15 protein-coding genes are annotated in these 15381 nt (G+C 63.0%); 12 read left to right on the forward strand and 3 right to left on the reverse strand.

Going from position 1 to position 15381, the window contains the following annotated elements; genetic code table 11:
• Positions 1-126 precede the first annotated feature (126 nt).
• A complete protein-coding gene (lpdA, locus tag BLV45_RS06075; RefSeq protein WP_090530303.1) occupies positions 127-1914 on the forward strand; it encodes a dihydrolipoyl dehydrogenase in 1788 nt (595 codons plus the stop codon).
• Between the two features lie 268 nt (positions 1915-2182).
• Here lpdA and BLV45_RS06080 read toward each other — a convergent pair whose 3' ends face one another.
• Entirely contained in the window at positions 2183-2758 is a 576-nt protein-coding gene (locus BLV45_RS06080; protein ID WP_090530307.1) for a phasin family protein, read from the reverse strand.
• A 792-nt stretch (positions 2759-3550) separates the two neighbouring features.
• Here BLV45_RS06080 and pbpG point away from each other — a divergent pair.
• Positions 3551-4738, forward strand: a complete 1188-nt coding sequence (pbpG, locus tag BLV45_RS06085; RefSeq protein WP_090530310.1) for a D-alanyl-D-alanine endopeptidase — start codon at positions 3551-3553, stop codon at positions 4736-4738.
• 111 nt (positions 4739-4849) lie between these two features.
• Here pbpG and BLV45_RS06090 read toward each other — a convergent pair whose 3' ends face one another.
• Positions 4850-5659 carry an IclR family transcriptional regulator gene (locus BLV45_RS06090; protein ID WP_090530313.1) on the reverse strand — a complete coding sequence of 270 codons (810 nt, stop codon included), beginning with the start codon at positions 5657-5659 and terminating at the stop codon, positions 4850-4852.
• 192 nt (positions 5660-5851) lie between these two features.
• Here BLV45_RS06090 and BLV45_RS06095 point away from each other — a divergent pair, with 192 nt between their 5' ends.
• Together BLV45_RS06095 and BLV45_RS06100 are read left to right on the forward strand one after the other, a co-directional pair.
• Positions 5852-6574 carry a (Fe-S)-binding protein gene (locus BLV45_RS06095; protein WP_090530316.1) on the forward strand — a complete coding sequence of 241 codons (723 nt, stop codon included), beginning with the start codon at positions 5852-5854 and terminating at the stop codon, positions 6572-6574.
• 85 nt (positions 6575-6659) lie between these two features.
• Positions 6660-8072 (forward strand): lactate utilization protein B, encoded by a 1413-nt coding sequence (locus BLV45_RS06100; protein ID WP_090530318.1) that lies wholly within the window; start codon positions 6660-6662, stop codon positions 8070-8072.
• A gap of 93 nt (positions 8073-8165) precedes the next feature.
• Here BLV45_RS06100 and BLV45_RS06105 read toward each other — a convergent pair whose 3' ends face one another.
• Positions 8166-8648: a hypothetical protein gene (locus BLV45_RS06105; RefSeq protein WP_090530321.1), complete on the reverse strand. Its 483-nt coding sequence runs from the start codon at positions 8646-8648 to the stop codon at positions 8166-8168.
• A gap of 276 nt (positions 8649-8924) precedes the next feature.
• Here BLV45_RS06105 and BLV45_RS06110 point away from each other — a divergent pair, with 276 nt between their 5' ends.
• The 8 genes from BLV45_RS06110 to hscA all read left to right on the forward strand — a co-directional run bounded on the left by BLV45_RS06110 (position 8925) and on the right by hscA (position 15343).
• The gene (locus tag BLV45_RS06110; protein ID WP_090530325.1) at positions 8925-9164 is read left to right on the forward strand and encodes a hypothetical protein; all 240 of its coding nucleotides are present in this window, start codon (positions 8925-8927) and stop codon (positions 9162-9164) included.
• A gap of 112 nt (positions 9165-9276) precedes the next feature.
• A complete protein-coding gene (locus tag BLV45_RS06115) occupies positions 9277-9759 on the forward strand; it encodes a low molecular weight protein-tyrosine-phosphatase (protein ID WP_090530327.1) in 483 nt (160 codons plus the stop codon).
• Positions 9760-9885: 126 nt separating this feature from the next.
• Positions 9886-10413, forward strand: coding sequence for a Fe-S cluster assembly transcriptional regulator IscR (gene iscR, locus BLV45_RS06120; protein WP_090531212.1), 528 nt, complete (start codon positions 9886-9888; stop codon positions 10411-10413).
• 85 nt (positions 10414-10498) lie between these two features.
• The gene (locus BLV45_RS06125) at positions 10499-11722 is read left to right on the forward strand and encodes an IscS subfamily cysteine desulfurase (RefSeq protein ID WP_090530330.1); all 1224 of its coding nucleotides are present in this window, start codon (positions 10499-10501) and stop codon (positions 11720-11722) included.
• A gap of 70 nt (positions 11723-11792) precedes the next feature.
• Entirely contained in the window at positions 11793-12209 is a 417-nt protein-coding gene (gene iscU / locus BLV45_RS06130) for a Fe-S cluster assembly scaffold IscU (RefSeq protein ID WP_090530333.1), read from the forward strand.
• A 193-nt stretch (positions 12210-12402) separates the two neighbouring features.
• A complete protein-coding gene (gene iscA / locus BLV45_RS06135) occupies positions 12403-12726 on the forward strand; it encodes an iron-sulfur cluster assembly protein IscA (RefSeq protein ID WP_090530336.1) in 324 nt (107 codons plus the stop codon).
• A gap of 146 nt (positions 12727-12872) precedes the next feature.
• On the forward strand, positions 12873-13400 hold the full coding sequence (gene hscB, locus BLV45_RS06140) for a Fe-S protein assembly co-chaperone HscB (protein ID WP_090530340.1): 528 nt from the start codon (positions 12873-12875) through the stop codon (positions 13398-13400).
• A gap of 71 nt (positions 13401-13471) precedes the next feature.
• Positions 13472-15343 (forward strand): Fe-S protein assembly chaperone HscA, encoded by a 1872-nt coding sequence (gene hscA, locus BLV45_RS06145; RefSeq protein WP_090530343.1) that lies wholly within the window; start codon positions 13472-13474, stop codon positions 15341-15343.
• The last annotated feature ends 38 nt before the right edge of the window (positions 15344-15381 follow it).

Consider the following 15381-nt stretch of genomic DNA (forward strand, 5'->3'; position numbering starts at 1 on the left):
TCTGTCCGCGTCGCTTTCCGGCGGGCGGCAAAGGGTGTGTCACTTCTGCTTTCACGCCTTCCACACAGCTCGTTCGACGGATTTCGCTTTCCCGCATCACACGGTCAATAAGAGAAGGGGACACTAATGAGTCTCGTCGAAGTGAAGGTGCCGGACATCGGCGATTTCAAGGACGTCGATGTCATCGAAGTCAATATCAAGCCGGGCGACACCATCGAGGTCGAGCAGGCGCTCATGACGCTCGAATCGGACAAGGCGTCCATCGAGGTGCCGAGCGACACCGCCGGCACGGTCAAGGAAGTCAAGGTCAAGGCCGGTGACAAGGTCTCGCAGGGCACGGTCATCGCGATCGTCGAATCGGCAGGCGCCGGTGCCGGCGCGCCCAAAGCGGCCGCGAAAGAACCTGAGAAAGCGCCCGCGCCGGCTGCTGCTGCGGCCGCGCCCGCGGAGGCGGCAAAACAGCCGGCCGCCGCGCCGCAAGCCGCAAGCTTCTCCGGCAGCGCCGACATCGAATGCGACATGCTCGTGCTCGGTTCAGGTCCTGGCGGTTATTCGGCCGCGTTCCGTTCGGCCGATCTCGGCATGAACACTGTGCTCGTCGAGCGCTATGCGACGCTCGGCGGCGTGTGTCTGAACGTCGGCTGTATTCCGTCGAAGGCGCTGCTGCACACCGCGCTCGTCATCGACGAAGCCGAGGCGCTCGGCTCGCACGGCATCACGTTCGGCAAGCCGCAGATCGATCTCGACAAGCTGCGCGACTTCAAGTCGGGCGTTGTCAAGAAGCTGACAGGCGGCCTTGCCGGCATGGCGAAGATGCGCAAGGTCGAGGTCGTGACCGGCACCGGCGCGTTCGTCGGGCCGAATCACATGGAAGTGCAGACCGAGGGCGGCAGGAAGGTCGTCAAGTTCAAGCAGGCGATCATCGCCGCGGGCTCGGAAGCGGTGAAGCTGCCGTTCATTCCCGAAGATCCGCGTGTGGTCGATTCGACCGGTGCGCTGGAGTTGCGCCAGATTCCGCAGCGCATGCTCGTGATCGGCGGCGGCATCATCGGTCTGGAAATGGCGACGGTGTACGCCACGCTCGGCGCGCAGATCGACGTCGTCGAAATGCTCGACGGCCTGATGGCGGGCGCCGACCGCGATCTCGTCAAGGTCTGGGAGAAGTACAACAGCAAGCGTTTCGCGAACGTCATGCTGAAGACCCGAACGACGAACGCCGAAGCGAAGGCCGACGGCATCTACGTTTCATTCGAAGGCGAGAAGGCTCCGGCCGAAGCACAACGCTACGACCTCGTGCTGGTCGCCGTGGGCCGCAGCCCGAACGGCAAGAAGATCGGCGCGGACAAGGCGGGCGTCGCGGTGACCGATCGCGGCTTCATCAACGTCGACAAGCAGATGCGCACGAACGTGCCGCACATTTTCGCGATCGGCGATATCGTCGGCCAGCCGATGCTCGCGCACAAGGCCGTACACGAGGCGCACGTCGCCGCCGAAGTGGCGCATGGCGAGAAGGCGTACTTCGACGCGCTGCAGATTCCGTCGGTGGCCTACACCGATCCGGAAGTGGCGTGGGCCGGCAAGACGGAAGACCAGCTCAAGGCCGAAGGCATCAAGTACGGCAAGGCGGTGTTCCCGTGGGCCGCGTCGGGTCGCGCGATCGCCAACGGCCGCGACGAAGGCTTCACGAAGCTGCTCTTCGACGAAGAGACGCATCGCGTGATCGGCGGCGGCATCGTCGGGCTGAACGCCGGCGACCTGATCAGCGAAGTGTGCCTCGCCGTTGAAATGGGCGCGGACGCGACGGATATCGGCAAGACAATCCATCCGCACCCGACGCTCGGCGAGTCGATCGGCATGGCGGCTGAATTGTACGAAGGCGTCTGTACCGACCTGCCGCCGCAGAAAAAGAAGTAACGTTCCGCGCTTCGGTCGGATCAAGGAAAAACGGCGCGCCCTTTGCGGGGCGCGCCGTTTTTCGTCTCAGCATGGGTTGCTACAAAATCGACGCCCAAAAAAATCCCGGCGGTGGCCGGGGAAACGATACGTACTGTTCGAACGTATCGGAGCGTCGGGCCCGGCAGCTGCCGTGAGACACGGCGGGGGCTGCCCGGCGCTGTTGCGTGCTGTACCCGCTTGATGTGTTCGCGTGCGGTACTACAGGCTGCCGACGTCCAATAAAACCTTAGACGGTCGCCTTGCGGGTCGTGCGCGATGCCTGTGCCGCAGCTTGCGAGGCAGCCTTCGAAGCGGCCGTCGTGGCTGCGTTGAAGTTGCTTTCGGCGAGTTCGACGGCCTGCTTTGCAGCCTTGTGAACCGTTTCGTACGTCGTGTTGGCGGCGGTGATGGCCGACTTGATCACGGCGACGGCGGTTTCCGAACCAGCCGGTGCGTTCTTCGCGACGTTTTCGACGAGCGATTGCACCTTGCGGTTCTGCTCTTCATATTGGGCTTCCGCGACGCGGGCGAATTCAGCTTGCGTAGCCGAGGCGATTTCATACACGTGACGGCCATACGACAGCGCCTTTTCGGCGACCGGCTGGGCGAGGCTGGCTTGCAGCGCGAGGAGTTCCTGCGCATCCTTCACCGACAGCGCGCGTTGTGCATTTTCCTGGCTTTCCGCGAGCGTCGACTTCACGACTTGCAGGTTCAGTTCGACGAGCTTTTCCACGCCTTCAAAAGCCTTGGCCGTCAGGCCGAACAGCGTTTCGAGGTTGGCCTTTTGGGCTGCGGCGAATTGCTCAGGGGTCAGCAGTGTCATGTTTACGCTCCTGGAATGCGGCTCGTCTGGATGCGGACCGCGTTGGGTTAATAAGGGCAAGATAAGCGGCAAAAACTGTCGGTTCGCACTAGAAACAATCTTTTGTGCGTCGCAGCAATGGTTCCCATTTTAGGGAAGCTATCTCGAAAGTCAAGAGGTTTTTGTGCGCCGCACAATGTCGATAAAATCTCGATAAAACAAAAGGTTATGAAGTGCCTATGACATTCGGATGAAGTGCCGGAAAAAACGGTTGCACTATTGCAGTGCGTCCTGGAATGATCGCATTCAGGCCCGTTGTGGCTCATCTACTGTCAGCAGGATCTGGCAAACGATGTCAAAATCCCTGACCTCGCGGTAAACCGGAAACTGTCACAGAACGTTAGACGACTAATGTGGTCGAATGCGGCAGCGGTTTTTCCGCAGCATGTGCTTAACAGCCATGCGGCGATGCGTGAAGGACCATTGGGGCCATTGCGGCTCGAAGCAGGACACATGGCGGAATCCAGCCGGGACGCTTGCGCCACGGCACCGCGCGGATCGTGTTTCTCCTCATCAAGCTTGCCGTGCAACTGCCGTTAAGCGGGTAAAGGGCATCGGTCCCATGCGCCGCTCATCAACAGACTGTCTGGCACGTCGATCGTTTTTATCGATCCGGCGCGCCATATTTATTGGCTTTCTACAATCGAACCTGACAAGCAGGTTTAAGGAGGGCCTTTAAGTGCTTAATATTGCTAATTTTTCGTGGTTTTACTACACTTGCGGACAACTCTTGCCGCTCCATACAGAACACCAATGAAAACCGACCTGTTTTCGTCGCTCAAAGTGATCCACGGCGCGGCTGTCAGCACCGCTCTGTCGATGGCCGCCTCCCTGGTCTTCACTGCGGCGCTTGCTGTACCGGTCGACGCGTTCGCTGCGTCCGCCACCGCCACCGCTCACGCCAGTCCGGCGAAATCGGGCAAGTCCAGAAAATCTGCTTCGACGGCTGCAAAACCGTCGAAGGTCGCGAAGTCGTCGAAGGCTGTGAAGACGGTCGCGGCGAAAGGCGAGGATCGCGACACATCGCGCGTCACGTCGAAGAAGCATCGCGTTTCGTACTCGATGAACGGTCGCCGCCATCCGGGCGTGCGCCGGGTTGCTTTCGAACCGCGCCAGCCGAGCGCCGGCGAGGCGTTTGGCCTGCACGAAACGCCGGATGCGCTGATGCTGCGTTCGAGCGTCGCGTACGTAGTCGACCAGAATTCGTCCGAGCCGCTGTTCGACAAGAACTCGCGCGCCATCGTGCCGATCGCCTCGATTTCGAAGCTGATGACCGCGATGGTCGTGCTCGACTCGAAAGCGCCGATGACCGAGCCGATCGAAGTCACCGACGAAGATCGCGATTACGAGAAGAACACGGGCTCGCGCCTGAGCGTCGGCTCGGTGCTTTCGCGTGAAGACATGCTGCATATCGCGCTGATGGCGTCGGAAAACCGCGCGGCAGCGGCGCTCTCGCGCTACTACCCGGGCGGCCGTCCTGGCTTTCTCGCGGCGATGAACGCCAAGGCGAAGGCGCTCGGCATGAACGACACGCACTTCGAGAATTCGACCGGCCTCACGAGCCAGAACGTGTCGAGCGCGCGTGATCTCGTGAAGATGGTGAACGCGGCGTACCAGTACCCGATGATCCGCCGCTTCTCGACCGATCGCAGCTACGAGGTGTTCACCGGCAAGCGGTCGATCGCGTACAACAGCACGAACGCGCTGGTGCGCAACCCAACGTGGGATATCGGCCTGCAGAAAACGGGCTTCATCAACGAAGCGGGCGAGTGCCTTGTGATGCAGGCCACGATCAACGGTCGTCCGGTGATCATGGTGCTGCTCGATTCGGCGGGCAAGTACTCGCGTTTCGCGGACGCGGCGCGTCTGCGCAAGTGGCTGGATAACGGTGGCGGCGACACGCATATCACCAGCGCGGACAACGGCGGCTCGGGTACCTGATCGCGTTGTTGGTGGCCTGTATTGGCCAGTTATGCAAAAGCCCCGCATCTGCGGGGCTTTTGCATTAGTGCTTCCTTTGTATACGCTGGAGCAGCTTCCGCGGACGCGGGGTCAGGCGGTCTTCTGGGCCGGTGCGCCACCCGGTTGCGGCTGCGGCCGGTAGCCGAGCGACGCCGAGATCGACAGCGCCGTCTGGCTCAGTTGTCCGAGCCAGGAGTCCTGCAGACGGTCGGCCGGAGCCGAGAGCGAAAGCCCGGCGACGAGATGCCCCGTGTCGTCGTAAATCCCCGCTGCGATACAGCGCACGCCGAGTTCGAGCTCTTCGTTGTCGCGGGCACAGGCCTGCTGGCGTACGTTGAGCAGTTCGCGCTCGAGCTTGGCCAGATCGGTGATGCTGTTCTGCGTATGGCCGGACAGGCCGGTGCGCGTCGCATAGGCGCGCACGCGGGTGGATTCGTCGGCGGCGAGGAAAAGCTTGCCGACCGAAGTCAGATGCAACGGCGCCCGGCCGCCGATCGCCCGCACCACCTGCATGCCCGAGCGTTCGGAATAGGCCCGTTCGATATAGACGATTTCATCACCCTGGCGCACCGACAGATTCACGGTCTGCCCGGTCGAGCGGTGTAGTTCGCGCATCGGCGTCAGCGCGGCGTCGCGCACCGACAGGCGTGCCTTCACCAGATTGCCGAGTTCCAGCAGACGCATGCCGAGCCGGTACGTGCCCGGGTCGGAACGGTCGACGAGACGGCACGTCACCATGTCGTTCAGGATACGGTGGGCAGTGGAAGGGTGGAGCTCGGTGCGTTGTGCGAGCTCTTTCAGGCTGACCGGGTCGCTATGCGCAGCAAGGGCGTCCAGCAGGCGCATCATGCGCTCGATCACCTGGATCGAAGTCTTGGGATCCGGGTTCTTGTCGCTCATGAGGTGAAATCGGTTGACGCGTCAAACAGCGGAAAAACGATTGTATCTCGTATTGTGAAAGAAGCGAACGCCATTTGAGACAGACTGGAGGCCGGGTTCGAATTTCGGGTGATGCTTGTCCAGATGGCTGGCAGCGTTGGATTTGCACGTCAGACAGCGGATAATCGGGGACGTTTTCCCGAAGGAGCCCCTATGCGAGTCGGTTTGTTCGTCACGTGCCTGATCGACCTGATGCGTCCGGAGATCGGTTTTTCGGTTATCAAGCTGCTCGGACAGGCGGGTTTCGAGGTCGTGGTGCCGCCGGCGCAGACCTGCTGCGGGCAGCCCGCGTACAACTCGGGCGAGCGTCGCATCGCACGCGATCTCGCCGAAAAGACGCTGCGTGAATTCGAGCAGTTCGATTACATCGTCGTGCCGTCCGGGTCGTGCGGCGGCATGATCCGCGCGCATTACGGCGACCTGTTTCGCGACGATCCCGAGCTGATGGGCCGCTACGCGCGGCTCCAGCCGAAGGTGTTCGAGCTGACGGAGTTTCTTGCCGGCGTCGCGAACATCAAGCTGACGCCCGGCGAATTCGAAGGGCCCGTGACTTACCACGATTCCTGTTCCGGCCTGCGTGAACTCGGCGTCAAGGCGCAGCCGCGGGCACTCCTTGCCCAGGTCGGCGTGCCGGTCAACGAAATGAAGGACTGTGAGCACTGCTGCGGCTTCGGTGGCACGTTCGCCATCAAGTACGGCAACATCTCCACGGCGATCGTCGACGAGAAATGCGCGAACATCCAGGCAAGCGGCACGCAGGCTGTCGTGCTCGGCGACCTTGGCTGCATGCTCAATATAGAAGGGCGTTTGCGTCGCACGGGCGACACGACCACGCGCGTGCTGCATATCGCGCAGGTGCTGGCCGGCGACGCCTGATTGTCGCGTGTACCGGTCCGCAGTCCGCGGGGCCGGCGTCACGATCAGTTACACAAGCCGTTCATTTACCGGATTCAGGGGCGCCATGCAGGTTCAATCGATGCAGTTCAAGGCGCGTGCCGGCCAGAAGCTCGCCGACCAGCGTCTGCAGCAGAATCTCACCAAACTCTCGACGAAATTCGTGTCGGCGCGGGCCGCTGCAATCACTGAGATCGATTTTCCGGCCACACGCGAGGCACTGAAGGCGCGCCGCGATCGCGCGCTCGACACGCTCGACGTGTGGCTCGAGACGTTCGAGCGCGAGGCAACCCGTCGCGGCGTCACGGTCCTGTATGCCGAAACGACGCAGGCCGCCGCGCGCCTGATTGCCGATATCGCGCTCGAACACGGCGTGAAGAAGGTGATCAAGACGAAGTCGATGGTGACGGAGGAAATGCGCCTGAACGCCGTGCTTGGCGAAATGGGCGTGCAGTCGATCGAAACCGATCTTGGCGAATACATCCTGCAGATCAACGATCACGAGGCGCCGAGCCACATCATCGCGCCGGTTGTCCACAAGGACAAGGAAGAGATCGCGGACCTCTTTGCCCGTACGCACCAGCGGCCGCGCCTGACCGAAATTCCCGACATGACCCGCGAGGCCCGCGAGGTGCTGCGTCCGCATTTCATGACCGCTGACATGGGCGTGACCGGCGGCAACTTCCTCGTGGCCGAAACGGGCTCGGTCGCGCTGGTGACGAACGAGGGTAACGAAGGCATGTGTACGGTCATGCCGCGCGTGCATGTCGCGGTGACCGGCATCGAAAAGATTCTGCCGACGCTGGAAGACCTCGCTACGGCGATGCGTCTGTTGCCGCGCTCGGCGACGGGGCAGTCGACGTCGAATTATTTTTCCGTGCTGACCGGCCCGCGTGGCGCGGGTGATCAGGACGGTCCGGAGCATATGTACGTGGTGCTGGTCGACGGCGGCCGCACCGGGCTCATCGGTGGTGACTTTCAGGAGATGCTGCGGTGTATCCGTTGCGGCGCCTGCATGAATCACTGCCCGGTCTATCAGAAAGTCGGCGGCCACGCGTATGGATGGGTGTATCCGGGGCCGATGGGCTCAGTGCTCACGCCGGCCTACGTCGGCATCGACAAGGCGCTCGACCTGCCGCAAGCCGCCACGCTGTGCGGCGAATGCAACAGCGTCTGCCCGGTCGGCATCCCGCTGTCCGACCTGTTGCGCAAGCTTCGTGAAAAACAGACAGAGCGCCACCTGCGACCGTGGCAGGAGCGTGTCGGACTTGCCGTGTGGGGCTATTTCGCGCTTCATCCCGGGGCCTATGCGCTGTTCACGAAACTCGCGGTACGCGTAATGGAAAGGATGGGCGGGAAGAAACGGATGATTGCCCGTCTGCCGCTCGGGTCCGGCTGGACCAATACGCGCGATATGCCCGCGCCCGTCGGACGCACGTTCCGCGAGCTGTACGCGGCGCAACGTACCCATATCGGCTGATCCGGCGCAACTGCCGGCACAGGTGAAAACGGCGCGCCCCGTAAAGGACGCGCCGTTTTCATTAGAGCGATCTGGCGGACGTCCGCGGAGCGCTTAACGACGGTCTTGCCAGCTCATGGTGCCGTTGCCCCGGTTGTCGCCGCGTCCGGAGCCACGCCCGTTGCCATCGCCGTTTCCGCCGCCGCGCGCGTTGTTATCGCGGCCGGCTTGCGGAGGCGGATGTCCTCCGCCGTGATCGCCACCTTGTCCGCCTGCCTGAGGCGGCGGACCACCGCCACCACCCGGCCGGGCGCCGCCACCCGGTCGTCCGGCCTGCGGGGGAGGTGGTCGTCCCTGTCCGTAGTTGTCGCGGTTGTTGTAGTGACCCCGGTCGTAATACCCCGGGCCGGAGTAATTGCCGAAGCCGAGATACACGTTTGTCTGCGGCGCGGGCGCGCCACCGTAGCCATAAGTGGGATAGGTCTGTTCGTAGCCGTCATAGCCTCCGCCGTAGGCGGGCGTGCCATCCGGATAAACGGCGCAACCCGAGAGGACGGTTGCGGCTGCAAGACCAGCCATCAATGCAAAGCGTTTCATAGGAAGGTGACTCGCAAGCCTTTCATATCGGTAAGACAGCGTTTTACAGGGCTTGTCGCGTTTGCGTTGTGCGATTTTGTAAGGATTTCTTTCACCCGTTTGTAGGCATGGCGCGTGTGAGAGCTGCCCGGATCGCGGACACGGAACCGTTCACTGTTTCCTGCAGGACAACGCTGTTTCTTGCGGGGATGGGTTTTTCCCGATTGCGTCTCAATTTAAGATGCTCACTGGGCAAAGTGGGTCACGAGCTCACCGCCCCTACACAAGGAACGCATCATGAAAAAGACAATATCGATGTACTGGCCACTCGCCATCGTCCTGCCGCTTGCCATCGCCGCCTTTTTCCACATCTGCGGCGAAGCCGCTTCGCGCGCAACGCAAACGCCGCTCGCCGCCGGCCAGGTCACCGCCGAACTGGCGCGGGCCGTATCGTACGGCCTTGTCGGCGACGACACCAGCCTGCCGGCGAAAAGCCTGCGTGAAGCCACGCTGCTGCCGGTGCGCACAGCGCTGTAAAACGGGTGCTGGGGCGGGGTCGTCCCCAGCGTGATTTCGCGGGCCTTTGTATAATCGCCACTTCGCTGCGCAACGCGGCTCCATGACCGTCTGCGTACGTAGCAACGCTCCGATGAAAACGATCTCCGTCTGCTTTGTCTGCCTCGGAAATATCTGTCGCTCGCCGACGGCCGAAGGCGTCATGCGGCATCAGGTCGAAGCAGCAAGATTGTCCGATCGCATCCTGATCGACTCCGCGGGCACCGGCGACTGGCATGTCGGCGCATCGCCCGACCGGCGCGCGCAGCAGGCCGCTGGCGAGCGGGGCTACGACCTGTCGGCGCTACGCGGGCGCCAGGTCGCACTGGAAGATTTCGAGCGGTTCGATCTGCTGATCGCGATGGACGACGCGAACGTCGCCGCATTGAAGGCCATCTGTCCGCCGGCGCAGCGCGACAGGATCCGTCTGCTGATGGAATTTGCGCCCGCAACCGATACCCGCGAGGTGGCCGACCCGTATTTTGGCGGCGATGCGGGCTTCGAGCGTGTGCTGGACCAGTGTGAAGCAGCCTGCCGTGGCCTGATCGCGGCGCTGCGGCCCCAATTGACCACGTGACGGCGCCGCGGACCGCGCAGTCTTCTATCTTTTAGATAACCGGAACAGGGATAGGGATACTTGACTAAATTCGTCATGTATTTATACTTGACGAAAATTGTCGAGAATTGCGGTTCCCAATACATCATGAGACTCACCACGAAAGGCCGTTTCGCCGTCACGGCGATGATTGACCTGGCACTGCGCCAGGAGCAGGGCCCGGTGACGCTTGCGGGTATCAGCCAGCGCCAGCACATCTCCCTGTCTTATCTCGAGCAGCTGTTTGGCAAGCTGCGTCGCCATGAGATCGTCGAGTCCGTTCGCGGGCCGGGCGGCGGGTACAACCTCGCGCGTCGCGCCGAGGTGGTCACGGTCGCCGACATCATCATCGCGGTTGACGAGCCGCTCGACGCCACCCAGTGCGGCGGGAAGGGCACGTGCGAAGGCACGAAACAGCACGATGGTCACTGCATGACCCACGAGCTGTGGTCGACGCTGAACCAGAAAATGGTCGAGTATCTCGATTCCGTCTCGCTGAAAGACCTCGTCGACCAGCAACGCGCGCGCGAAGGTTCGCCCGCGGTGCTGCGCGACCGGCGCAGCGAGGCCCCGGCCGTGGAACCTGCCCGTGTAACGCCGAAAGGTCCGAATTCCGTTTTCAACCTGGCCGGCTGATGCCAGCAGGGCAGACGCGAAGGGCACGACAGAATGCCATCGGGTCGAGCGCCAGAGCCAGTACATAGATTTCCCGGAGCGATTGATGAATAACGACATTCCCCACCTGCCCATTTACATGGACTACAGCGCGACGACGCCGGTCGATCCGCGTGTGGTGGACAAGATGATTCCGTATCTGCGCGAGCAGTTCGGCAACCCGGCATCGCGCAGCCACTCGTATGGCTGGGATGCGGAACGTGCGGTCGAGGAAGCGCGCGAGAACGTCGCCGCGCTCGTGAACGCCGACCCGCGCGAGATCATCTGGACGTCGGGCGCCACCGAATCCGACAACCTCGCGATCAAGGGCGCCGCGCACTTCTACAAGAGCAAGGGCAAGCACATCATCACGGTGAAGACCGAGCACAAGGCCGTGCTCGACACCTGCCGCGAGCTCGAGCGCGAAGGCTTTGAAGTCACGTATCTGAACGTGAAAGACGACGGCCTGATCGATCTCGACGTGTTCAAGGCCGCGCTGCGCCCGGACACGATCCTGGTGTCGGTGATGTCGGTGAACAACGAAATCGGCGTCGTGCAGGACATCGAGACGCTCGGCGAAATCTGCCGCGAAAAGGGCATCATTTTTCACGTCGACGCGGCGCAGGCCACCGGCAAGATCGTAATCGACCTGCAAAAGCTGAAGGTCGACCTGATGTCGTTCTCGGCGCACAAGACGTACGGTCCGAAGGGCATCGGCGCGCTGTACGTGCGTCGCAAGCCGCGTATCCGGATCGAGGCGCAGATGCACGGCGGCGGTCACGAGCGCGGCATGCGTTCGGGCACGCTGGCCACGCACCAGATCGTCGGCATGGGCGAGGCGTTCCGCATCGCGCGCGAGGAAATGGCGACGGAAAACGAGCGCATCCGCATGCTGCGCGACCGTCTGCTGCGCGGCCTGTCGGAAATCGAGGAAACGTATGTGAACGGCGACATGGAAAAGCGTGTCCCGCACAACCTGAACATCAGCTTCAATTTCGTCGAGGGCGAGTCGCTGATCATGGCGGTGAAGGACGTCGCGGTGTCGTCGGGTTCGGCGTGTACGTCGGCTTCGCTGGAGCCGTCGTATGTGCTGCGCGCGCTTGGTCGCAACGACGAACTGGCGCACAGTTCGATCCGCTTCACGGTCGGCCGTTTCACGACGGAGCAGGACGTCGACTATGTGATCAACCTGTTGAAGAACAAGATTGCCAAGCTGCGCGATCTGTCGCCGCTGTGGGAAATGCATCAGGACGGTATCGATATCTCGACCATCCAGTGGGCCGCGCACTGACGCGCCAGCATTGACATCGGCGTCGATCTGAAAATCGAACGCAGTTTGAAACGAATCAAGGAGTGACATCATGGCTTACAGCGACAAGGTTCTGGACCATTACGAAAACCCGCGCAACGTCGGCTCGTTCGCGAAAGACGACGACGCGGTCGGCACCGGCATGGTCGGCGCGCCGGCGTGCGGCGACGTGATGAAGCTGCAGATCCGCGTGGGTGCGGACGGCATCATCGAAGACGCGAAGTTCAAGACGTACGGCTGCGGTTCGGCAATCGCGTCGAGCTCGCTCGTCACCGAATGGGTGAAGGGCAAGACGCTCGATCAGGCGATGACGATCAGGAACACGCAGATCGCCGAAGAACTGGCGCTGCCGCCGGTCAAGATCCACTGCTCGATCCTCGCGGAAGACGCGATCAAGGCAGCGGTGGCCGACTACAAGCAGCGTCACGGCGAAACAGCGGAAGCGGGCGAAAAGCAGCACGCTGCCTGAATGGACTGAGTGGCGGGCTGGAAGCACGATGATCCGCACGCGCCAGGCGCGCGCGGATTCTCGGCGAAGCAGCAGGCAGCGGGCGGTTTGACGACACGGCAACGTGGAACGAAGCGCCCGGCGTGAACGATACGGGATGCAGGCAGGGTAGCGGGGGCGCGATCACACGCGTCACCGCGTAATGAGAAACGCTATGGCAATTACGTTGACCGAAAAGGCAGTACAGCACGTCCAGAGATACCTGACACGGCGCGGTAAAGGCGTCGGCCTGCGCGTCGGTGTGCGCACGACGGGATGCTCGGGTCTTGCCTACAAGCTGGAATATGTGGACGAACTCGCGCCGGAAGACGAAGTGTTCGAATGCAACGGCGTGAAGATCATCGTCGACCCGAAGAGCCTTGCCTATATCGACGGCACGGAGCTCGACTTCGCACGCGAAGGGTTGAATGAAGGCTTCAAGTTCAACAACCCGAACGTGAAGGACGAGTGCGGCTGCGGCGAATCGTTTCGCGTGTAGCTCCGCGAGAAGCGGGAAAAAGGCGGCGCGGGCCGCCTTTTTAATTTCCGTCCCGTGTTTTTCGCCCCGTGCATCGCTCCATGTTTCGCCGCACACCACACGCTTCACGCGCCTCCCACGCTCTCATCGACGGACGACGTAATCCGATGGCCTCGCTGACCGACAGCCACTTCGACCTGTTCAACCTGCCGGTGCAATACGCGATCGATAGCAGCACGCTCGATCACGCGTATCGCACGGTTCAGGCGCAGGTTCACCCCGACCGTTTCGCGGCCGCCGGCGACGCGCAGAAGCGCATCGCGATGCAGTGGGCGACGCGCACCAATGAGGCGTACCAGACGCTGCGCGATCCGCTTAAGCGCGCGACGTATCTGCTGTCGCTTCGCGGGATCGACGTCGGCGCGGAAAACAACACGGCGATGGAACCGGCGTTCCTGATGCAGCAGATGGAGTGGCGCGAAGGTATCGAAGACGCGGCCGCCGCGAAGAACATCGACGCGCTCGATGCACTCCTCGCCGGGCTGCGCGACGAAGAGCGCGTGCGCTTCACGAAACTGGGCGCGCTGCTCGACAGCGGCGCGAACCAGGCAGCCGGCGAGGCGGTGCGCCAGTTGATGTTCATCGAGCGCGTCGCGTCGGAAATCGGCGTGCAGATCGAGAAACTCGACAACTGATCCAGCGCGCTGGCCGCAAACCAGACGATTCAATCATTAACGGGTCGAACGACACCCGAAGAAGATCACAGATGGCTTTACTGCAAATCTCCGAACCCGGCATGGCGCCCGCGCCGCATCAGCGGCGTCTCGCCGTCGGCATCGATCTCGGCACCACGAACTCGCTCGTCGCGGCGGTGCGCAGCGGCGTGCCCGACGTACTGCCCGACGAGGACGGCCATGTGCTGCTGCCGTCCGTCGTGCGTTATCTGGAAAAGGGCGGCCGCCGGATCGGCCGCGCGGCGAAGGCCGAGGCGGCGAGCGATCCGCGCAACACGATCGTGTCGGCCAAGCGCTTCATGGGCCGTGGCAAAAGCGAAGTGGAAGGCGCCGAGAACGCGCCGTACGATTTCGTCGATGCGCCGGGCATGGTGCAGATTCGTACGATCGATGGCGTGAAGAGTCCGGTCGAAGTGTCGGCGGAGATACTCGCGACGCTGCGCCAGCGCGCCGAAGATACACTGGGTGACGAACTCGTCGGCGCGGTGATCACCGTGCCGGCCTATTTCGACGAAGCGCAGCGCCAGGCGACGAAAGACGCCGCGCGTCTCGCCGGCCTGAACGTGCTGCGTCTGCTGAACGAGCCGACCGCCGCGGCGATCGCGTATGGGCTCGATAACGGTTCGGAAGGGTTGTACGCCGTGTACGACCTCGGCGGCGGCACGTTCGATCTGTCGATCCTGAAGCTCACGAAAGGCGTGTTCGAAGTGCTCGCCGCGGGCGGCGATTCCGCGCTCGGCGGTGACGATTTCGACCACGCGCTGTATCGCCATGTACTCGCACAGACGCGCATCGCGCCGCAGGCGCTGACGCCGGAAGACGTCCGTCTGCTGCTCGATCACGTTCGCGTGACGAAGGAAGCGCTCTCGAGCGCGCCCGTCGCGAAGCTCGAAGCCACGCTGTCGAACGGCACGAAGCTCGACCTGACGATCGACGAAGCCACCTTCGAAACCATCACGCAGGCGCTCGTGCAGCGCACGCTCGGCCCCACGAAGAAGGCGCTGCGCGACGCGAAGGTCGCGCCCGCCGACATCAAGGGTGTGGTGCTGGTGGGCGGCGCGACGCGCATGCCGGTCATCCGCCGCGCGGTCGAGGCGTTCTTCGGCCAGCCGCCGCTCATCAATCTCGATCCGGATCAGGTGGTCGCGCTGGGCGCGGCGATCCAGGCCGATCTGCTGGCGGGCAACCGCGGCGCCGATGGCGACGACTGGCTGCTGCTCGACGTGATCCCGCTATCGCTCGGCGTCGAGACGATGGGTGGCCTGACCGAAAAGATCATCCCGCGCAATTCGACGATTCCGGTCGCCCGCGCGCAGGATTTCACGACGTTCAAGGACGGCCAGACCGCGATGGCGATCCACGTGGTGCAGGGCGAACGCGAACTCGTGAGCGATTGCCGCTCGCTCGCGCGCTTCGAGCTGCGCGGCATTCCGCCGATGGTGGCCGGCGCGGCGCGGATTCGCGTGACGTACCAGGTCGACGCGGACGGTCTCCTCTCGGTGTTCGCGCGCGAACAGCATTCGGGCGTCGAGGCTTCGGTGGTGGTGAAGCCGTCCTACGGTCTCGCCGACGACGACGTCGCGCGCATGCTCGAGGACAGCTTCAAGACCGCGGAAGTCGACATGCGCGCCCGCGCGCTGCGCGAGGCGCAGGTCGAGGCGCAACGTCTCATCGAGGCCACCGATGCGGCGCTTGCCGCCGACGGCGAACTGCTCGACGACGACGAACGCGCGCAGCTCGACACGCTGCTCGCCGCGTTGCGCGCGGTTGCGCAGAGCGAGAACGGCGACGCCGTCGAAGCGGCAACCCAGGCTCTTGCCGAAGGCACGGACGAATTCGCCGCGCGCCGCATGAACAAGGGTATCCGGCGCGCACTGGCGGGGCGCAAGCTCGACGAGATCTAAGCCGCTTCAACCCCGGATCACGTGACGCGCGTCGATAT

This window comes from Paraburkholderia sartisoli (genome assembly GCF_900107685.1).
GTDB classification, from domain to species: Bacteria; Pseudomonadota; Gammaproteobacteria; order Burkholderiales; family Burkholderiaceae; genus Paraburkholderia; species Paraburkholderia sartisoli.